The organism is Xylanibacter ruminicola (assembly GCF_900142525.1).
GTDB lineage: Bacteria > Bacteroidota > Bacteroidia > Bacteroidales > Bacteroidaceae > Prevotella > Prevotella ruminicola_A.
In genome coordinates this window covers 59,587-80,714 of record NZ_FRBD01000014.1, presented here as the reverse complement: position 1 = coordinate 80,714, position 21,128 = coordinate 59,587, and the positions used below count along the sequence as shown (strand labels likewise).

19 protein-coding genes are annotated in these 21,128 nt (G+C 48.4%); 3 read left to right on the top strand and 16 right to left on the bottom strand.

Annotated elements, in window-relative coordinates; translation table 11 throughout:
* Positions 1 to 13: 13 nt before the first annotated feature.
* The 14 genes from nuoK to BUB86_RS10035 form a co-directional block, all read right to left on the bottom strand.
* Complete coding sequence (gene nuoK / locus BUB86_RS10100; protein WP_073209036.1) at positions 14 to 322, bottom strand: NADH-quinone oxidoreductase subunit NuoK; 309 nt, start codon at positions 320 to 322, stop codon at positions 14 to 16.
* Positions 319 to 834: an NADH-quinone oxidoreductase subunit J gene (locus tag BUB86_RS10095; RefSeq protein WP_073209034.1), complete on the bottom strand. Its 516-nt coding sequence runs from the start codon at positions 832 to 834 to the stop codon at positions 319 to 321. Before BUB86_RS10095 ends, nuoK begins: the two co-directional genes overlap by 4 nt.
* Positions 835 to 840: 6 nt before the next feature.
* The gene (locus tag BUB86_RS10090) at positions 841 to 1,386 is read right to left on the bottom strand and encodes a 4Fe-4S dicluster domain-containing protein (RefSeq protein WP_073209032.1); all 546 of its coding nucleotides are present in this window, start codon (positions 1,384 to 1,386) and stop codon (positions 841 to 843) included.
* A gap of 9 nt (positions 1,387 to 1,395) precedes the next feature.
* Positions 1,396 to 2,484, bottom strand: coding sequence for an NADH-quinone oxidoreductase subunit NuoH (gene nuoH / locus BUB86_RS10085; RefSeq protein ID WP_073209030.1), 1,089 nt, complete (start codon positions 2,482 to 2,484; stop codon positions 1,396 to 1,398).
* Positions 2,485 to 2,496: 12 nt separating this feature from the next.
* A complete protein-coding gene (locus tag BUB86_RS10080) occupies positions 2,497 to 4,110 on the bottom strand; it encodes an NADH-quinone oxidoreductase subunit C (protein ID WP_073209028.1) in 1,614 nt (537 codons plus the stop codon).
* Positions 4,107 to 4,841 (bottom strand): NADH-quinone oxidoreductase subunit B, encoded by a 735-nt coding sequence (locus BUB86_RS10075; protein WP_073209025.1) that lies wholly within the window; start codon positions 4,839 to 4,841, stop codon positions 4,107 to 4,109. Before BUB86_RS10075 ends, BUB86_RS10080 begins: the two co-directional genes overlap by 4 nt.
* Positions 4,832 to 5,182 carry an NADH-quinone oxidoreductase subunit A gene (locus BUB86_RS10070; RefSeq protein ID WP_073209023.1) on the bottom strand — a complete coding sequence of 117 codons (351 nt, stop codon included), beginning with the start codon at positions 5,180 to 5,182 and terminating at the stop codon, positions 4,832 to 4,834. Before BUB86_RS10070 ends, BUB86_RS10075 begins: the two co-directional genes overlap by 10 nt.
* 31 nt (positions 5,183 to 5,213) lie before the next feature.
* Positions 5,214 to 6,722: an alkaline phosphatase family protein gene (locus tag BUB86_RS10065; RefSeq protein ID WP_073209020.1), complete on the bottom strand. Its 1,509-nt coding sequence runs from the start codon at positions 6,720 to 6,722 to the stop codon at positions 5,214 to 5,216.
* A 105-nt stretch (positions 6,723 to 6,827) separates the two neighbouring features.
* Positions 6,828 to 8,117, bottom strand: coding sequence for an AGE family epimerase/isomerase (locus BUB86_RS10060; RefSeq protein WP_175549476.1), 1,290 nt, complete (start codon positions 8,115 to 8,117; stop codon positions 6,828 to 6,830).
* On the bottom strand, positions 8,114 to 9,457 hold the full coding sequence (locus BUB86_RS10055) for an MFS transporter (protein WP_073209018.1): 1,344 nt from the start codon (positions 9,455 to 9,457) through the stop codon (positions 8,114 to 8,116). The genes BUB86_RS10060 and BUB86_RS10055 overlap by 4 nt, the downstream gene beginning before the upstream one ends.
* Positions 9,458 to 9,482: 25 nt before the next feature.
* A complete protein-coding gene (locus tag BUB86_RS10050; protein WP_073209016.1) occupies positions 9,483 to 10,646 on the bottom strand; it encodes a glycosidase in 1,164 nt (387 codons plus the stop codon).
* 65 nt (positions 10,647 to 10,711) lie between these two features.
* Positions 10,712 to 11,830 (bottom strand): glycoside hydrolase family 26 protein, encoded by a 1,119-nt coding sequence (locus BUB86_RS10045; RefSeq protein ID WP_073209013.1) that lies wholly within the window; start codon positions 11,828 to 11,830, stop codon positions 10,712 to 10,714.
* Between the two features lie 47 nt (positions 11,831 to 11,877).
* On the bottom strand, positions 11,878 to 13,161 hold the full coding sequence (locus tag BUB86_RS10040; RefSeq protein ID WP_073209011.1) for an acetylxylan esterase: 1,284 nt from the start codon (positions 13,159 to 13,161) through the stop codon (positions 11,878 to 11,880).
* A gap of 89 nt (positions 13,162 to 13,250) precedes the next feature.
* Positions 13,251 to 14,555, bottom strand: coding sequence for a glycoside hydrolase 5 family protein (locus BUB86_RS10035; protein WP_073209009.1), 1,305 nt, complete (start codon positions 14,553 to 14,555; stop codon positions 13,251 to 13,253).
* A gap of 822 nt (positions 14,556 to 15,377) precedes the next feature.
* Here BUB86_RS10035 and BUB86_RS10030 point away from each other — a divergent pair.
* A complete protein-coding gene (locus tag BUB86_RS10030; RefSeq protein ID WP_073209007.1) occupies positions 15,378 to 15,851 on the top strand; it encodes a hypothetical protein in 474 nt (157 codons plus the stop codon).
* A gap of 76 nt (positions 15,852 to 15,927) precedes the next feature.
* Here BUB86_RS10030 and BUB86_RS10025 read toward each other — a convergent pair whose 3' ends face one another.
* Both BUB86_RS10025 and BUB86_RS10020 read right to left on the bottom strand, forming a co-directional pair.
* Positions 15,928 to 16,797 (bottom strand): hypothetical protein, encoded by an 870-nt coding sequence (locus BUB86_RS10025; RefSeq protein WP_073209004.1) that lies wholly within the window; start codon positions 16,795 to 16,797, stop codon positions 15,928 to 15,930.
* 106 nt (positions 16,798 to 16,903) lie between these two features.
* The gene (locus BUB86_RS10020) at positions 16,904 to 17,749 is read right to left on the bottom strand and encodes a hypothetical protein (protein ID WP_073209002.1); all 846 of its coding nucleotides are present in this window, start codon (positions 17,747 to 17,749) and stop codon (positions 16,904 to 16,906) included.
* 142 nt (positions 17,750 to 17,891) lie between these two features.
* Between BUB86_RS10020 and BUB86_RS10015 the strand changes: the two genes are divergently transcribed.
* Together BUB86_RS10015 and kdsA are read left to right on the top strand one after the other, a co-directional pair.
* A complete protein-coding gene (locus BUB86_RS10015) occupies positions 17,892 to 20,225 on the top strand; it encodes a mechanosensitive ion channel family protein (RefSeq protein ID WP_073209000.1) in 2,334 nt (777 codons plus the stop codon).
* A gap of 144 nt (positions 20,226 to 20,369) precedes the next feature.
* Positions 20,370 to 21,128: a 3-deoxy-8-phosphooctulonate synthase gene (gene kdsA / locus BUB86_RS10010; RefSeq protein WP_073208998.1), complete on the top strand. Its 759-nt coding sequence runs from the start codon at positions 20,370 to 20,372 to the stop codon at positions 21,126 to 21,128.

Below are 21,128 nucleotides of genomic sequence, written 5' to 3'. Positions count from 1 at the left end.
TCTTTACCGTTTTTTATCGTTTCATATTCTTGATGGCATCAACACTATCGCTCTTGAACTTGCGATAAACATTGATGATAATAGAGATGGCAACTGCACTTTCAGCAGCGGCAACACCAATCACAAAGAGTGTCATAAACATACCCTCGTTACCGTTGGGATACAACAGACGGTTGATAGCGGCAAAGTTGATGTCGACAGCATTCAGAATCAGCTCAACCGAGATGAGCATGGCAATCAGATTGCGACGAGTGGTGAAACCATAGACACCAATAAAGAACAAGATGGCACTAAGTGCGAAATAACATTCTACGGGTATCATGCCTCTTCCTCCTTTCTTGCTACAACCAAACCTCCGATGATACATGCCAGCAGGAATACTGAGATGAACTCGAAGGGTAATACATACTGATACTTACCTGAACCTACGAGAGCAGTACCGATTTCCTTCATCGGAACCTCTACGTTGGCAATCTCCTGAGTTAAGAAGCCGGCCTTGAGCAGAATCAGGCTTACTACAACCAAACCAGCAAGAGCACACAGAGCTCCAACGGCCATAGTGCCAGCCTTAACACGCTTCTCCAAACCCTGAAGAGCGCGCTTGCTTACCAGCTGGATAGCAAATACAAAGACCATCGTAACGCCTCCAGCATATACGGCGATCTGAGCTGCACCCAGGAAGGTGTAGTCGAGCAGGAAGTAGATACCTGCTACACCAAGGAGCACAAACAACATGAATGTTGCGGCTCTCACAATTCGCGTGGTGGCTACACACATCAGCGCCGAAACGATGATGAACACCGCGAGAATGATAAACATAATTATATTTGCCATAATGCGTTACTTAGTTTTAGTATTAAACTTACCTACTTGCCACTCAGCACCACCTTCAAGCAGATTGGGCAGTGAACCACCAGCATAAACCTCCTGGTTAAGGTGGAGCACCAACTTAGAGCGGTCGAATACGGCGTTCTCGAAATCATTAGTAAACTCGATGGCGTCGAAGTTGCAAGCGTTGGTACAAAGCTGGCAGAACATGCAGTCGCCAAGGTCGTACGCATAGTCGTCGAGCACCTTCTTTTTCTTACCTGTCTCAGGATCCTCAGCCATGTGGGCTGTAATCTTGATGGTTCCGTTAGGACAGGCCTTTTCGCACAATGTGCAAGCTGTACACTTGTAGCTGCCATCCTCATTGCGCTTGAATACCAGGCGACCACGATGACGCTTAGCAACATGGAGTGTAGTCTTGCGGTTCTCGGGGTACTGCTCGGTTGACTTATTGGTAAAGAAGTCCTTGAAATATTCCTTCCAAGAGGTCTTCATACCGATAGCCAGCGTCTTCAAGCCTTGCCCGATTTCTCCGAAATATGATTTATTATCTTCCATTGCTATACCTTATTTAATATATAGGCCGAGGGCCACAACAACTGTCATTAACACAAGGTTGATGAGACACATTGGCATCAAATACTTCCACTCCAGCTTCAGGATCTGGTCGATACGCAGACGTGGGAAAGTCCACTTAATCCACATCAGGATCCAAACCAGGAAGAAGGTTTTACCCATGAACCAAACGATACCTGGGATGTAGTTCATCACTGCATCAAAAGCATCGATACCGATGTTTACAGGAGCCCAACCACCCAGGAATACGGTAGCTGCGATACCTGCGATGATAAAGAGGTTCAAGAACTCAGCGAGGTAGAAGAAACCGAATCCCATACCACTATACTCGGTATGGTGTCCAGCAGTCAACTCACTCTCAGCCTCAGCCATATCGAATGGGCCACGGTTAGCCTCAGCGTTACCTGCGATGAGGAATACAAAGAAGGCGATGATGGCAGGGATATGACCCTGGAAAATCAACCACTTGAAAGGACCTGTCTGTGCCTCAACGATACCACTCATCTGCATGGTACCAGTCAGAATCACAGCGGTAATCAGGCAGAGACAGAGCGAAACCTCGTAAGAGATCATCTGTACAGCTGCACGCATGGCCGAAAGCACAGAGTACTTGTTGTTAGAGCCCCAACCTGCCAAGAAGATACCGATAACTCCGATTGAAGAGATGGCAGTAAGCAGGAAGACACCTACATTAAAGTCAAGGATTGTAGCACCATTGTTCCAAGGCAGGAACGAGAAGGCACCTACAGAACCCATAATCACCAAGATAGGAGCTACAAGATAGAGAATCTTATCAGCCTTGTCGACGATGAAGATCTCCTTGATCAACATCTTCAACACATCGGCAAATACCTGAAGCAATCCCCAGTAACCTACTCGCATAGGGCCAAGACGGCACTGGAAGTAGGCACAAACCTTACGCTCCATAAATATCAGTACGCAAGCTATGAGGGCATATCCCACCAGAATAGCAGTACCCACCAGCACGCACTCAATCAATATCGACAGGAAATCTCCCAAACCGAGTGTCTCGCGAAGGAGAGCGTCGAACCATTGTGTAACAATACTAAAATCAAACATAATCCTTCGCTTTTATCTGTCAATATCAGGAATAACTACATCAATAGCGGCACAGGTAGCAATCAGGTCGGCTACCTTCTGACCACGCAGCATGGGGTCGAAAGCACCTACCAGCGAGAGACCCATTGGACGCATCTTCATGCGGTATGGGCTCTTATCGCCACGAGAGTCGAGATAAACGCCAAACTCACCGGCCACACCCTCAACAGAGTAGTACCATTGTCCCTCGGGAACCTTGATGATAGGCTTCTGCTTCACATAGAAGTCGCCCTCTGGGATATTGTCAATCAGCTGCTCGATGATGTTCAGGCTCTGATACATCTCATTGATGTGAACCATATAACGAGCCATCGAGTCGCAACCGTCGAGTGTGCACTGCTCCCACTGTACCTTGTCGTACATGTCGTATGGATGGTTCTTACGAACGTCGTTCTTCCAACCTGATGCACGTCCAGCAGGACCGGTCACAGCGTAGTTGATACAATCCTCAAGATTCATCGGACCGCAGTTAACCAGACGGTTGTGAGTGATGATATTATCACCGAAGATATCCATATACTCCTGAATCATTGGGCGCAGATACTTAATCAGTTCCTTACAATTCTTCACGAAGTTAGGATCGATATCATCCTGCAATCCTCCGATGCGGTAGTAGTTCTGTATCAGACGACCACCTGTGGTCTCCTCCATCACGTTCAGCACGTGCTCGCGATCGCGCATACCATAAAGCATACCAGTGAGAGCACCAAGGTCCTGAGCCACACACGAAGTGTAAAGCAAGTGAGAGTCGAGACGCTGAAGCTCATCCATAATGGTACGGATGTACTTGATGCGGTCTGTCAGCTCAACTTCCATAGCCTCCTCAATCACACCTACCAAAGCGTGGCGGTGCTGCATAGCACCCAGATAGTTCAAACGGTCTGTCAGAGCCAGAGTCTGAGGATAGGTCATACCCTCCCACATCTTCTCGATAGCACGATGGATATATCCCAGGTGTGGATAGATGCGCTTTACAGTCTCACCGTCAAGCACGGTCTGCAAACGGAGCACACCGTGGGTAGCAGGGTGCTGAGGGCCGATGTTGATGACATACTCGTCAGAATCGAACAGTTTGTTCTGCTTAGTCTGCAGATAGCCATCCTTATCGAAATAGAACTCCAGACCATAGTCGGGCTCCACATCGTCGTCGAGTGTGTACTTATCGTTAAACTGCCAGTCCTTGCGGAAAGGATAACCCTTGAAGTCAGAACGCAGGAACAAGCGACGCATGTCAGGATGTCCGATGAATACGATACCGTAGAAGTCGAATACCTCGCGCTCCAGCAGGTCGGCCACACGCCATATCTTTGAAACGGTAGGAAGATAAGGAATCATCTGTCCGTCCATCTCGCCAGTACCGTTCGACGACATACCATCGCCACACTCCTTGGTGCGGGCAATCATCTTCACGCTGCAACGCTCGTGGGTGTTGCTGTTTTCAAGGATATATACGCAACCGAGACCTTCTTCAGCTCCAAAGTCCTCGCCTACGATGGTGACAAGATAGTCAAAGCCCTTCTTGTCCTTCAAGTTCTGCATCTCCTGTGCGAACTTGTCATAATCAAATGATAAGAACTCTAACTTCATGCCTTTTCCTCCTCTGCTTTAGCGTCTGCCTGAGCAGACTTCATTTCATCTACAAACTCCTGGGGAACATTTGTAACCACGATTGGCTCACGACGATGATCGCCCAGCTTCTCACGGAATGTCAACTCCTCGTTAGATACACCAAGCTCGCGCTCCTCAGCGGTTTGCTTGTGGTTAGCACCTCCGAAGAATTTTTCAATCTTCACCTTACGCTGCAGCTGCATCATGCCATACATGATAGCCTCTGGACGTGGAGGACAACCAGGAATAAATACATCTACGGGCACGATTTCCTCGATACCCTTCACTACATGGTAGCTCGACTTGAATGGACCACCACTGATGGCGCAACCACCAACAGCAATCACATACTTAGGCTCGGCCATCTCGTCGTACAGGCGCTTCAATGCTGGAGCCATCTTATGAGTAATGGTACCAGCACACATAATCAGGTCGGCCTGACGTGGAGAGTTACGTGTTACCTCGAAACCAAAGCGAGCAAAGTCATAACGGGCACAACCACAAGCCATAAACTCGATACCACAACAAGATGTAGCAAAGGTCAATGACCAGAGTGAGTTAGAGCGTCCCCAGTTAATCAACTGGTCGAGCGAGCCCGTAATCACATTGACGCCACCCTCATGGAGCTCGTCAATAATCTTCTCCAACGAGTCGTTGTCATTCCACTCCTCGTAGGGGATACTCTTGATACTGGGCTTTCTTACTTCCATTCCAAGTCTCCTTTCCGCCAAGCATAAGCCAAGCCTAATACCAGAACTACCAAGAAGAAACCGATGCTAAGCAATGCCATAGCACCAAAGTCCTTCACTACTACTGCCCATGGATACAGAAACACCGTTTCCACATCGAACATGAGGAACAAGATGGCAAAGAGGTAGAATCCTACAGAGATAGGCAACCATGAGCTGCCTCGAGTTGGGATACCACTCTCATACGGCTCACCCTTCACCTTAGCGTAAGACCTAGGTCCTATCAGCTTGGCTACTATGTAGGCCGCTACCACCAATGTCAAAGCCGTCACCAAGACGGTAATTAACAAAGTAAAGTTCATAAAAAGTTAAATATAATGTTATACTAATATACTATTCTATCACCTCTGTGATGGCCTCACCAATGCACGCGTTGGGCTGCTGGATATGAAGTTTCTGACACACCGTTGGAGCTATATCCACAATGTGCACCTCACGACTTGTGGCGCCATGCTTTACCTTCCAGCCGTAGAACAGCAGAGGTATATGGGCGTCGTATGGATTCCACTCGCCGTGGGTAGTACCTACTGGCGATGACCATTTTCCGAACCCGTACCATCCTGGCTCCAGCATAAAGATGATGTCGCCCGAACGGTCGTGGTGATAGCCCTTCAGTGCGCGCTCTTTCAGCATCTCAGGCACTGGGGCTGTGGCAGCCTTCTTAAAGTCGAAGGCAAATGCCACGTGGGGCGTATTCAACAGCTCTTCTACGATGGCATCACGAAGTGCCTGCTCGTCTACACCCTGTTCACGTATAGCATCCTTGTCCAGAACAATGCGATAGTCCAGACAATCCTTAATGACATTCTTTGTCAGATGGAATTTTGCGGCCAACTTCTTAGCAGCCTCTACCGAGAACACCTCGTCCCACTTAAAGGCGCCACCATTCAGCTTATGGTCTTCCATAAACTGGAAGTTGTGTGCAGCACCGTGGTCAGCAGTCAGGAACACCAGATAGTTACCCTCGCCCACCTGCTCGTCGAACGCCTTCAGCAGTTTGGCTATGTCCTTATCCAATTCCAGATAAGCCTCGTCGGTACGCTCACCTCGAGTACTCCACTCATGTCCGATAACGTCAGTCTGCGAGAAACTGATGCACAGCATATCGGTCTCTTCGCCCTTGCCAAGCTGTTCGCCCTTCAGGGCCGAGATAGCCATATCAGCAATCAGGTGGCCGCAGAGAGGATATAATCCTACATCTTTGCCCACCTTCTTCAGTTCCTTGTTTTTCTTCATCTGCACGTTGTAGTCCTTAGCCCACTGTGGCAGTTCTTGCATGTACCATGTGCTGCTGATAAACTGTCCGTTCTTGGTATCAATCCAGTAGGCAGCATTTGCACTACGTCCGGCTGGCAGAATGGCTGCACGGTCCTTGTAGCTCACGCCAATCACCTTCGACTTGAAGTCGGTATGCAGTCTCAGCTGGTCGCCAATGGTGGTGGCCAACAGGTTCACGGGCGATGAAGCATCTTTCTTGTCACTACCCACGGTACTCACGTCGTGATCCTCGCAACTGCTAATCTTCACACCATTCTTGTAAAAGGCGTTACCGCAGATACCATGAAAAGCGGGGGTGGTGCCGGTATAAGCGCTGGTATGTCCGATGGCAGTAACGGTTGGCAGATAATTAATTAGGCAGTTATTACACGAGTATCCCTTGTTTATCAGACGTTTCAATCCGTCTTCCTGATACTTGTCGTAATATCTGCCCAGGTAATCCCAACGCATCTGATCTACTACGATTCCAACCACGAGCTTAGGACGCTCGTTGAACTGCGTTTGTGCCTGACATTCAGCAATATAGCACGCCGCTAATGCAATGAATAGTAATATTTTCCTCATAATTGTGTGCAAAGGTACAAAAATTCCGCCAAAGCTCCAAATACTTTGGCGAAAATTTTTAATACAAAATACTTATGAGGTGAAAGGCAAGAGGCTTGAGATATATCAATTCTCTGCAGTTCTCTCAATTATCTCGAGACACATTCTACTGTTATGGTACGGACATTTCCAAAATCCGGCCTTGTCGCCAGTGGTGTTCAGGGTTCCGTCCGGATGCCTGCTCCAATACCACTCGCCATTATCCCAGTCTATCAACTGGTCTTTAATATACTTCCAGCATTTCTCAGCCTTTTCGAAGGCATCTTCATCACCAAAATGCTGCCACAGGTTAAACCAGCCTACCACATTTTCAGCCTGAACCCACCAATGCAAATCATCGTCAACATGACCAGTATCCAGATTGGCCTCGTGTATCATCGAACCATCCTGACGTAAACCTTTTTCCGATGCTTTTGCAACCTTTTGCACAACGCCTTCAATCTTAGCGAGCACTTTTTTATCGCCAAGTACCAATGCCGCCTCGTGCAATAGCCAAGAGCACTCTATATCGTGCCCGTAGCTCTCCAGATTCCCTGCACCTCGTTTCCAGTCCATATCAAAGAACAGGTCCAGATGATTGGTATTAGGATTCAGTATGAAATCTGTAAAAATGTCAATCAAATTACGCAACGACGACTCTATGCTCACGATGGTCTCTATAGGCACACTGATGCCTACAGGAAGCACCGATCCAATGGCAGGTACATAGTCGCACGATGCTTGAGCCTGCATCTCTTTCAGACACCTCAAGAGGTTGGTATATGGCTCAATAATGTGCAGATGCGTATTCTGCGACTTAGGATAGTTGGCATCCAACTCCGATAGTCGCATGTCGGCTATCTCTCCCCACTCTCGCGTACACGCCTCAATATAGCCATTATGCGCTTTATCAAATGCATGTTCCTCTATGCAGTCATACAGGTCGAGCGCATACTCCAGGGCCTCTCTATCGCCCGTGGCACGTGCATACTCACTCAGACCGTAAATAGCAAAGCCTATGGCATAGAATTGTTTCTTGGTGTCAAGCGGATTACCCTGATAGTCTACACTCCAATACACGCCTCCATATTCTGGGTCTATAAAGTGGTCTACCAGGTAGTCTTTCGCCCTCGTGGCAGCTTCCAGCAGCTCCTCCTTCTCCAGCACCCTGTAGGCAGCCGAGAAGGTCCACAGTATGCGGGCATTGAGTATGGCGCCTTTCTCGGCATCGGGGTGCAACACTCCGCTACCGTCTATACGGCCGTAAAAGCCACCATTCTCGTTGTCTTGCATTTTCTCGAGCCAGAAGGGCAGGATGTTGTTTTCCAGCACATCCTGCATCTCCAGCTTCATCATGTCAACGTGTTCTTCGTTCATTTTTTAATAGGATAAATCCATGTAAGCAGAATAATCAGTCCAGCGATAACGGCTGGGAACAGCGAGAACAGCGACCATACCATCGTGAGTACTGAGTCGGTAATCGATGCTGGGTCAACCATAGTGTTACCCATATCGTCGGTAATCATGCTAGCGCCAGCCAAGCCCAGGAACAGGGCTACCAGCGAACCAGAGATGGCTGTACCGAACTTCTGCGCCATGGTTCCCGACGAGAAGATAAGTCCTGTCGACGATGTGCCGTTCTTCTCAGTAGCATAGTCGGCCACGTCAGCATACATACTCCACAACAGTGGTGAGTAGAGTCCGATACCGATAGAGGTAAGTACTACCAAGGCCACCATCACCCAGATATAACCAGGATCCATGGGGATGAAGAAGAAAGCTACCGAAAATACTACACAAATCAGCGCGGCCATCATAAACGCCATGCGCTTAGAGCCAACCATCTTGGTAAATGCAGGCGACACACCGCCGAATATCATACAAGTCAGCTCACCAAAGGTCATAAACACAGTGTAGTTAATAATCAGTCCGCTAACGGTTACATCGCCATGCAGACAATACTCAATCATATAGCCCGCAACGGCGTAACGGAATCCATTAAAAAAGTTTGTACAGATTCCAATCAGTGTCAGAATAATCCAAGGCTTATTCTTAAACAGATCGCCAAACTGCTTAAACGAGAATTTCTCAGCGCGTACTGGCTTCAGGCGCTCCTTGGTCAGAAATCCGCAAGCCAGTGTGCCAGCAGCGGCTATAAAGCCAAAGAATGCACCCAGAACGGCATACTGATGCTGCTCGGTACCGCCCACCAGCCGCTGCAAGTATGGGAACGACAGCAGAGTGATAAATCCCATTGCATAAGCACCCACCATACGGAAGCTAGAGAACTGGTTTTTCTCATTATCATCGTCGGTCATCACGCCCAACAGCGAACCGTAAGGCACATTCACTGCGGTATACATCGCCATCATGAGCAGATAAAGGCTATAAGCCCAGATACGCTTGCCTGTCAGCCCGAAATCGGGTGTATAGAGCAGCAGAGCGAACACCAGTCCGAAGGGGATAGCACCAAATATCAGCCAAGGGCGATAGGTACCCCATCTGCTCTGCGTGCGATCGGCCAGCGATCCCATCAGTGGGTCAGTAACTACGTCGAACATACGTGCGATGAGCATCAGTGTTGCAGCATCAGCAAACGTCAATCCGAACACATTTGTAAAGAACAGCGGGAAGGCTATCGACATGATTTTCCATGTGATTCCTCCTGCAGCGGCATCGCCTAAGGCGTAACCGATTTTTTCTTTTAAACTAGCCATGGTTTGATTTTACTATTTAACAATTTTACAATTTACGATTCTTTTCCACCAATTTCTTGATGGTCTCAACGCTGGCGGCAGTGTAGTAGCCGTCTTCTGGGGTATTCATGCAGTAGTCTATCAACTTGTCGATGGTCGAAGTAGCCACGTGCATACGGGTATCGGCCGAGGCGTAGTAGATAAACACCTTACCATCCTCATCAGCAATCCATCCATTAGCAAAAGCCACGTTCATCACGTCGCCCAGATACTCATTACCCTCAGGCACCAAGAAGTATCCGCCTGGACGTGCTATCACCTTGGTTGGGTCGTCGAGGGCAGTCATATACATATAGAGTACGTAGCGCAATCCATCGGCAGTGGCACGCACGCCATGAGCCAGATGCAACCACCCCTTGGGTGTCTTGATGGGGTGTGGACCCTCACCGTTCTTCACCTCGGTAATCGTATGATACCTGCGCTCGTAGATAATCTTTTCTTCCTTGATTTCAGCGTTGGTGATGTCGTCGACCAGCGCCCAACCTATACCACCACCGCTACCAGTGTCGATAAATCCATCCTGCGGACGGGTATAGAAGGCGTATTTTCCATCTACAAACTCTGGGTGCAGCACGACGTTACGCTGCTGACTCCGTGTTTTCAAATCGGGCAGTCGATACCAGGTCTTCAGGTCCTTGGTACGAGCGATACCAGCCGTGGCTGTAGCAGCACTCAGGTTGCCTGGTTCATTATCGTCGTGGCGCTCAGCACAGAACACGCCATAAATCCAGCCATCCTCATGCTGAGTCACTCGCATATCGTACACATTGGTAGCAGGAATCACATCGTCGGGCATGGTGATAGGCTCCTCCCAGAAACGGAAGTTATCCACACCGTTAGGACTCTCGGCCACAGCAAAATAGCTCTTGCGGTCGGCTCCCTCTACGCGTACCACCAACAGGTATTTACCCTGCCACTTCAGGGCGCCTGCATTTAGCGCAGCGTTACACATAATACGCTGCATCAGGTAGGGATTATCCTGCTCGTTGAAGTCGTATTTCCACTCCAATGGCACGTGTTCGGCTGTTACCACTGGGTTTTTATACTTTTCGTATATCCCATTACCCCACTCCAGTTTTTCATTTTTCTTTGTCAGCAGCTCCTCATGATGTTTTCTCAAGGCTGCTACTCTTTCTTTAAAATTGCTCATATTCTATTTATTGTTTTGATATTTCCATGCACTTAGCTTAGTCGAGCTGACATTTTTATGCATTATTATTTTATATCTTTTAGGAATAAAGTATTATTCTTCTTGTACATTTCTACGAAGTATGGTGCATCAGGCTTGGCTGGCGATGGCCCAAACCACTCGTGTGGTGCATTTCGCCAAGTCAGCATATAGCTTATTGGGAATTGCTCTACAGCTGGCAGCAGTGTCGACGACCACCAAGTAGGCTCAGTCAGGTTTTTCATACCGCATTCAGTCAGAGCAGGTATCAGTCCGTGTTCCTCAGAAACTTTACAGAGCACTTCCAGATTCTGCTTGGTACGAGCCATGAAGGCATCTTTCTCCTCAGGCACCCACTGATAACCGTCAAGACCCAGCATATCTACGCGATCGTCGCCAGGATAGCGGTCAAGCAGTCTCTCAGCAGTCAGATTATCCTGACAACCTGGCGAGTATGCCCATACTATATTGTCGAACCCATCGGCCTTCAGCTTATCTTGCAGCATGTTCCATAGCGCCTTATACTCTTCTACCGTACAGAGTTTTTCGCCCCACCAGAACCAAGAGCCCGAATTTTCATGCCACGGACGGAAGATATAAGGTATCTTCTTGCCATCACTTGTCTTCAGTGTTGCCAGGAAGTCAGACAGTCTCTGCATCCATGTTTCAAACTTATCGTGATATTCGCCACCGTCAAGCACTTTCTTTACCACAGCGCTATCAGTCACGTCCCAAGCCGTTCCCTCTGGGAATTTCTGTCCTGCCAGTCCGCCACCGTCTATTGTAGTCACAGGATTGCGGGGATGCCAGCTGATGGTGATGATACCACCACGGTTATAGTGGTTGATGATTTCCTGAGTAATGCGGGTAAAGGGCACGCTGTCCAGGCTCTTCTCGTCGCCCATCTCTATGCCTCCCAACTCAAAGCCCATCACGGCAGGATAGTCTCCACACACGTTCTTCACGTCGCTCGAGTCGTTCTGATACGCCCAAGTCAGTCCGTAGAACGGGTCGTCCTGATGCCCATACATAATACCCTTTTCTCTTAGGGTATCCAGACGTTCTTTCAACAATTGAGCGCCAGTCTTTTCTGGCTCAGCATTCTTAATCCCTGCGCAGCTGGCAATCATCATTGCCCCCACTGTCAACACAAATAACTTTTTCATTATTATTTCACCTACGGATTATACAGTTTTTTCTAAACTATTCACTCTTAACTCTTCACCTCTCTAATCAGCCAATTCTCCCACTCATCCCACTGTTCCTGATGCCAGAAGTGCCAGGTAGCTTGGTAGGGTTTTATCTCCTTGGGACCAGTCACGGAGTTGTAGGTGCTCCATGCCGTTGTTGGAGGCACCACGTCGTCATTGTATCCAAACGAGAACCAGCCTTTCTGCTGATTGGTAATCAGTCGTGCAAAGTTCACGCCGTCATAATAGCGCGATGTCTCAATCTGCTTTTCCTGCCCCTTTCCCTTGTTCCAGTAGAAGTAGTGTGGCCATCCGCATGCCTCACCCTTCAGCGAGTTGGTGTGGTCGCAGAGTGCCGCATGCACAGGCACATAGCAGGTAATGCGTTTGTCCAACCCTGCAGTAGCCAATGTCAGGAATCCGCCTTGGCTCGACCCTGTCACACCCAGTCCTTTACCGTTCCATGGGGTGTACTGTTCAATATAGTCGAGCGCACGTATGCATCCCATGATGACATGGTGATAGTAATGCTTTTCGCGATTATCCATGTTATACTCCCAGTAGCCTTGCAGCGCACCGTTGTGCAGATTGTCGTACACGCCCTGCTCCATCGTCACAGGAATACCATGAATACCAATCTCCAGCGTTATTACACCTTGCTGAGCCGAATACACATCACCACCATAGGGACGTACACCAGCTCCAGGCACTCTGAGCAAGGCCGGATATTTGCCTTCGCGCACAGGCACACACAATATACCATAGGTACGCGATCCCCAGCGCTCGTTCTGGAAGCTCACCTCATACACGTTTACATCCTTGGTGCATCGCTCGGGCAGCAGTCGCTTAGTGGGGTCCAGCTCTGTCTTACGGGCTTCAGCTATCGACTTCTGCCAGAACGCCTCAAAGTCCTTTGGTATCACGGTGGATGGTTGCAACTTCTCTGGACTGAAGGCCGCACCACAGGCGCCACGATAATCCTTACCATCTACATGCGCTGTCACATCCAGGCGATAGAATCCGGGCTTCTTCATGGTGCCTGTCAATTTTAGCATACCATCTTTCAGTACTATGCTTTTCTTAACATCCTGATACATCTCAGGCCCCATCTGGTAGTCTATGTTAGCGTTCTTTACCAGGGTGCCCTCGCAACGCACCTCAACGGTAAAGTTCACTTTCTCGCCCACTTCATACTTCCAGTCAGTATGGTCGGGTTCCACTGTCACCACCACGCTATTACCGCGTATCTGTGCCTGCATCGCTACAGCCACCATCATTCCAAGAAGGAACATCCGCAATCTATTCATAATTATCAATTGTCAATTATTAGTTATTCGGCTGCAAAGATACAACAACTTTCCCAAACACCGATACTTTTTATTATCCAATACTTATACTATTTTGCCAATCTATTCATACGCTCCACCTGCGCCTTTATCACGTTTAGTGTCGATGTGTCGCCAGCAAATACTGAATTCAGCCCCTGAGCTTCCTGAGCAGGGTCGCCCGTATAGTCGTCGCCCACCTGCCATTGCTCTTCGTGCTTAGGCTGGGCAAATCCGCCCCACCCCCAGAAGTTGCAGCCTGCAAAGTAGCCACCTTGTTCAGCATTGTCGCCCACCAGCGAAAACACATACTCATAGAATCCGTCGCGCCCTTTGGTAGGTGTTCCCAAGCCGAACTTAAAGTCATCGCGAGGGTATCCGAACTCCTCCATCACCAGTGGCTTCTTTATTTTAGCGCAGATGTCCAGATGGCGGTCTATATACGCCTTGGTGTTCTCTTTGGCCCGAGGCAGATTCTCTATCAGCGAGTCTTGCTTAGCCCATCCCCAGTTGTAGGGCCACAGGTGTATGTTGGCATAGTCTATGTTCTTGTCGGCGCTGATGCGCTCCCAGCAGTCAAAGTCGCCCTCGCAGCCCCATGCGCCCTCGCTACCTATCGATATCAGGTGATTGGGATCCAGACTGCGAATCAGGGCCGATGCCTCACCGAGCCACTTCTCGAATGCGGGCAATGCCTCTTTGCTAAAGGCGCGCGGCTCATTACCTATCTGCCAACTCATAATGGCCGGATCGTCCTTATATGCAACGCCTGTATAGCGGTTGGTGCGGCCGATGATAAACTTCACGTAGTCGTAAAACAGCTGGTGCGCCTTCTCGTTGGCAGCATACTTACTCATAGCCTCCATAAAGGCGGGATAGCCCACGTCGTCGGGGCGTGGCTGCTTGCCCTCGCCAGCATGCTCCAGATAGAATCCGTAGCCGCCGCTCCACTCCCACGAGTTGTTCAGGTAGAGCACAGCCACCATCTGTCGCTTGCCCATCTCCTGCAGCAGATAGTCGAGTCCGGCCAGTATCGTGTCGTTATACACACCCGGTTTCACCTGTAGTGTAGGCTCCACCTTGGTGGTCACCCCGCGTTCGCCATCGCTGCCCACCAGTATGCGCAGGTTGTCAATCCCCATCTCCTTCATCTTGTCCAACTCACGGCACAGACGTTCGCGGTCGCCTCCCTGCCCTTCCGAGCCCAGTATGGCACCATACCAGAAGTTAGTGCCCACGTAGTAGTACGGTTTGCCGTCCTTCACAAAGTGCCCGTTCACCACCTTCACAAAGCCCGACTCCTGTGTCGCTTTATTAGCACACGCTACCACACACGCCATCAGGACTATGATTCTAAATAGTTTAATACGTTTCATCTATCATTATTCTTTTTTAGGTTGCCTGTCTATGCGGTTGCAAAGTTAGTATTATTTTTCGTCACGAGAGACACTTATCGCCGTTATTTTTCCATTTTTCCACAAATCTGTTAAATCCTGCAAAGAAAGTATTATTGCCACAACCATTTCATCCAAGCGAGTGCAAAGTTACAAATAAATTTTGTAATATACAAATATTTAGCGAAATATTTTTATAATATTTGTTAATACAAAAAAACATGCGTGAGCATAACAGCATAACAACATAACAACATAACATCTGCATTTTGAGACAGGGAAATGACAGCGGGAAGTAAAAGAGCATGGCGACAAGATAATAATTAAATAATATATATTATTATATTTAATATTATATATATTATAATATATATAATATTAAAATTTTAAGTGCAATGAATGGCGAGGATATGCCAAAACACGCCATGTTATGTTGTTATGCTGTTATGTTGTTATGGGGTTGATGAGCAAAGCAGCACTTCATAAGGCACAAAATTACGAATGTCGGGCAGATAAATTACATATTACGACCCAAGAAATAAAACATCAAATTATTTAACACATATTTACAGAAATAATAGTTGAAAAATTTGGTGAAGTCAGAATTTATTCGTACCTTTGCACCGTCAATCACGAGAGCCAAGCAAAACATTAATCATTAAAAAGACAAACACTTTACAGCCCACCTATTACAACATACGACAGCGAGCGAAAAAAAAATTTTTCGATTTTTCTTGGGTAATCGAAAAATAATAGTTACCTTTGCGGCGATTATATATTTTAAAAAACTAAAAAATTACAACTATGAGTGAAGAATTTTTGAATCAGAACGAGACTGTTCAGTGTGAAACGAAACTAATCGTAACAGAGAGCATGAAAGCCGACCTGCTTTGTGCAGCTAAGTGGGCTAAGTTTCTGTGTATCTTAGGATGCGTGGGAGTAGCACTGCTGGTAATCGTAGCCTTCTTAATGATGTTTGTGGGGGCCGTAGCCTCGAAGTTATTAGACGGTATGCCTTTAGGACCCGTGATGGGCATTACCTATCTACTGATAGCCGCACTCTACATCTACCCGCTGATAAAGGGATTCCAGTTTGCTAACGGCACCAAGGCCGCATGTCTGCAGAACGACCAGTTCCAGCTGGCAAGAGCCGCTGCAGGACTGAAAGACCTGCTGAAGTTTACGGGCATACTGACCATCATCGTGGTTTCGATCTACGTGGTGGCTCTGATATTCATCATGCTGTTTGCCGCCCTAGGCATAGCCGCCATGAGCTAAAAGAAAACTCTAGAACGAACACAAAGAGAGCTTGCAAAAAACTGCAAGCTCTCTTTATTTTTACTGATACGGATGCTTAATTGATGCCCAGGCGCTCTACCTCAAAGTCGGCTGCCGAGAACCACTTAGAGCGAACAGGCTTACCGGTGAACTTAGAATCGGTACTTACACCATAAACAAGGGTGTCGTTATCACCAACCTGAATGGTGACTACCACCTTGCTCCATCCGAAGCCGTTGCCCATATTGGCCTCCTTCTCGGCCGAACCATCGAGAGCATTCTCCCAGATCTCACCCTCGGTATTGCCATAGTGAGGAATCTCGACCAACTTAACACCATTCTTACCGCTCTTGGTGGTAGCAAAGACATAACAGCCTGCACCCTCGGCACGGGCACTACAGATGATGCGATAGGTGCCTGGCTCTACTGGCTGATACTTCTCGACCTGATAAACCTCCTGTCCGTGAGGGTTCCATGCATCGAGATAAGCCACCTGAGGATCGCCATTAAGGTACTCGCCCTTGTTGGCATAGCCGTTGTCGCAATACTCGTGCTTGGTGAGCGTCCAGCCGTTCTTACTGAGATACTGACGGCTCACTTCGTTCATCTTGATGCCCATATAGGTGTCGCGGTTCTGCTCTTTCTTAATCTCAAGGGCATGTTTGGCCTCCTTGATAATGGTACGTACAGAAGGTACCAGCACAAACAGGGCCACAACGAAAACGCACCACGAAGCGATGCGCTCTATCTTATGCATCTGCTTGCCTACCAGCAGATAGACAGCGGCCAGCAGCGTAAAGAACAGCGAAACAACATAGGTGGTGAGCACACCAGGGCGATTGGCCTGAAGATCGACAAGACCCAGACGCTTGAACGACATGGGGAGCTCGATGAGTTCAGGATCGGTTATCTTGCCTAAAATAATCTCGACTGCAAGTGTTATCATGGGTACTGCCACAAACACTCCTACGGCAATTAGAATCGCAGTTAAAATTCTTACACACAAGTTGATAATTGCATTTTTTTCCATATTACATTATTTTATTAATAGCTCAATTCTGATGATAAGCAATAAGCCCCTGAAGCGGGCTCTGCATGATAGCGCCAACCTGATAGCCATGCATCTGGAGTATAAGCTTGAGCTGCTCCTGATAATACCAGGCGATGCTGCCTACAAAAGATACAGAAAGGTCTTTACGACCATAGCGCGAAATATGATAGTTAACAAAGTCGTTAAAGGTAGAGTACACCAGCTGACGAACACCCTCGTCGTCGAGATGGCGATGAATAAACTCAGACAGGGATGCCAGGAAACGATTGGCCTGAGGTTCACGATAAACCTTGTTGATAATTTCAGACAACCCCATGCCCATTTCCTGTTCAAAGCACATACGCATACTATGCGACAGAACGCCCGTATAGAGATCGTGAAGCAGATGCTTGCCCAGCACAGCGCCACTACCCTCGTCGCCAAGGATATAGCCCAAAGCTGGCGTGTTGTGAACGATGCCACGACCATCGTAGACACAAGAGTTAGCACCTGTGCCCAGGATGCAAGCAATGCCCTGACCACTGCCACAAAGAGCACGACAGGCACCTAGCAAATCGCTATGAGCCTCGATGGTCTGCGCATCTGGAAAAGCCTCACTCAAAAGCCCAATAACACGGTCTTCGACCTCAGGACGAACACCACTGCCATAGAAATACACAGCATCGATACGGATGCCACCCAACTGAGGCAGCAGCTCGTGATTGAAGACCGAACGGATTTCATTGTCGGACACATGAAAAGGATTGAGCCCCACGGTGTGGACCTCGATCTGACTAACTGCACCACCAGGCTGGAGGCACACCCAATCGGTCTTTGTACTACCACTATCAGCTATGAGAATCGCCATAATACGTGTATTTAAGTGGATTTTGGTGCAAAAGTAACAAAAAAACAGCAAAAATCCAAAAGTTATGGTAAGAAAATGCAGAAAATAGAAAAAAAAAAACTAATTTTGCACATTGGAAAAAGAAACATCAGACTAAAAAGATATGAAGAGATTACTATTATTCTGCGTCTTTGCACTGGCCATAATCGTAGAAGCCGGAGCGGTACTGAAAGAGAAAGACCTGGAGCAGACGCTGGGAATACTGCGTACAGAACTGAAACAATACAACAGCGAACTGACAAGGCGATCGACTGCACGTAAAGATCGCACCAAGCGACTGATACAACAGCTGATGAGCACCATGAAGCGTGCCGACCAGAACGCACTGATGCTGTACTCACAGCAGCAGGACAACGTGTTCGATCTGACCTACGCCTGCCACGAGGCCACCAAGCAGTATCACGACTTCCATCGCAACCAGCTACCGTTTACCAGTTTTCTGGAGAAGACAGAGGGCGAGATAGTAAGATACGACAGCTTGATAAACCATCTGCAGGGAATACCCACGCGCATTATGACTAAATATGGCGCGCAGAACCGCGACTCATGCCTGGTGATAGCGAAGAGCATACGCGAAAAGCTGGAAGACAACGCCAGCACGCTGCGCCGCAACATCTACCTATATACCAAGGCCGAGAACCGACTGAAAGAGCTGAACGAATATGCCAACAAGCGCTACAACGAGATACAGCAGAACATCTTTATAAACGGTGGCGACAGCTACCCCACTCTGATCCAGAACCTGAGTAGGCGCTGGCAACAGATGGGCGACAACCTAAGGAAGAAGTACAGCTTTAACGCCAATGCCAACTCGCAGTGGAGCGCTGAGTGGATATTCGGAATGTTCCTAGGCATCCTGTTCTACGTGATTGTAGCCATCATACTGAACTTACTGTTCTTTAAGTTTGCACTACCCAACAAGTTTAAAACGGAGGAATTCAAGAAGAAGCGCTCGTGCATCATCATGGCCACCACCACGTTTACCTTTGCCATCATACAGGGATTGGTAATCAGCCAGTCGAGTCAGAACTTCCTGATCATGGCATCAAGTCTGCTGGTGGAGTACTCATGGCTGCTGGGCGTTATCCTGATATCGCTACTGCTACGTGTAAAGGGCGAACAGATTAAGAGCGCCTTCCGCATCTATGCCCCCTTAATAGCCGTGGGATTTGTGGTCATCGGATGCCGTATCATTCTGATTCCCAACGAGTTGGTCAACCTGATACTTCCCCCCATACTGCTGGCATGCACGATATGGCAATGGATAGTGATACGCCGCCACAACCAGAACATTCCGCGAAGCGACATCTTCTACACCTATATATCGCTCATCGTATTTGTGAGCTCGGTGGTATGCTCGTTTATAGGCTACACACTGTTTGCAGTACAGCTCATCATCTGGTGGATTATGCAGCTGACGTGTATCCTGACTATCAACTGTCTGAGTCGCTATCTGGAGATTTACGCTAAGCGTAAGCGCCTGATGCAGAAGCCTATCACCAAGACGTGGGCTTACTATCTGGTAGAAAAGACCGTGATACCCATCTTGGGCGTACACTCCGTGATGCTGAGTATCTATTGGGCTGCCAAGGTGTTCAACCTCACCGACATGTGTATCAGGATATTCATGTATCCCATCATCAATATGGAGAATCTGCAAGTGTCTATCATCAAACTCACGATGGTGATCAATGCCTGGTTCCTGTTCCGCTATATCTCGAAGACCACGCTGGCATTCCTGCGTATGCACTACGAGATTAGCGACCCATCGACAGCGGCCAGCAAGGAGGTGATGGGGCGCAACGTGATACAGGTGCTGGTATGGGGCGCATGGCTCATGTTCTCGCTATCGCTATTCCACATCAGTCTGGCTTGGTTGCTCGCCATCTCAGGAGGCTTGTCGACAGGTATCGGTTTTGCATCGAAGGATATCATCGAGAATATCTACTACGGTGCATCGCTGATGGCAGGACGAATCAAGGTGGGCGACTGGATTGACGTAGACGGAACCATGGGTAAGGTGGTATCCATCAGCTACACATCGACCATCATCGAGTCGATGCAGGGCGAGGTCATCGGATTCCAGAATGCACAGCTGTTCACCAAGAACTATAAGAACCTGACACGCAACCACGGCTACGTGATGGCCTCGGTGCCATTCGGTGTGGCTTACGGTTCGAACCTGAAGGAGGTGGCCAACATGGTGGAAGAGGCGGTAAACCGCATGCGTCACCAATATCTGGACCCAGAGAAACAGGCTAAGTGCATCGTGACAGAGATGGCCGACTCGAGCGTGAACTTCAAGTTGGTGGTATGGGTTGATGCACCTAAGCGCGCAGTGGTAATCAGCGATATGCTGAAGTGCATCTACGACACCCTCAATGAGCACAACATCAGCATCCCATTCCCACAGCGCGATATTCATATGATTTCATAAATATAAAGCCTACGGATTATACGGATTATACGGATTAATTAAATCTGCATCAAAAAAAATCCGTTAAATCCGTAGGTAAATACAATATTTTAAAAAAAAATATTTGGCTGATTTGAATAAAATACGTATTTTTGCACCGATAATATGAGCAACAAGACAACCATCATAGCAGGACCATGCGTCATTGAGAGTGCCGAACTACTCGACACCGTAGCGCAGAAGTTGCTGGAAATCAACAAGCAACTGGGTACCGACATCATCTTCAAAGCTTCGTTCGACAAGGCTAACCGCACGTCGATTACATCATTCCGTGGCCCAGGTATTGACCGCGGACTACAGATGCTGAGCGATGTGAAACAGAAGTACGGACTGCGTATACTGACCGACATACACGAGAGTTGGCAAGCCAAGCCTGTAGGCGAAGTATGCGACGTGATACAGATACCAGCATTTCTGTGCCGCCAGACTGACCTGATAGTAGCCGCCGCCAAGACTGGTGCTGTGGTGAACATCAAGAAAGCCCAGTTCCTTAGCGGTAAGGACATGGTTTACCCCGTGGGCAAGGCCAAGGACGCTGGCGCCAAGGAGGTTTGGCTCACAGAGCGAGGCAACATGATGGGCTACAACAACTTGGTAGTCGACTTCCGTAACATACCCGACATGCTGGAGATAGTGCCAACGGTGATCATGGACTGTACGCACAGTGTGCAGCGTCCTGGTGGCAGCAACGGGAAAACGGGTGGCGATCGCCGCTTTGTGCCACAGATGGCACTGGCCGCCAAGGCCTTCGGAGCCACAGGTTACTTCTTCGAGGTACACCCCGACCCCGACAATGGCCTCAGCGACGCCGCCAACATGCTGGAGTTGGATAAACTCCAGGAGCTAGTAAACAAACTAATATAA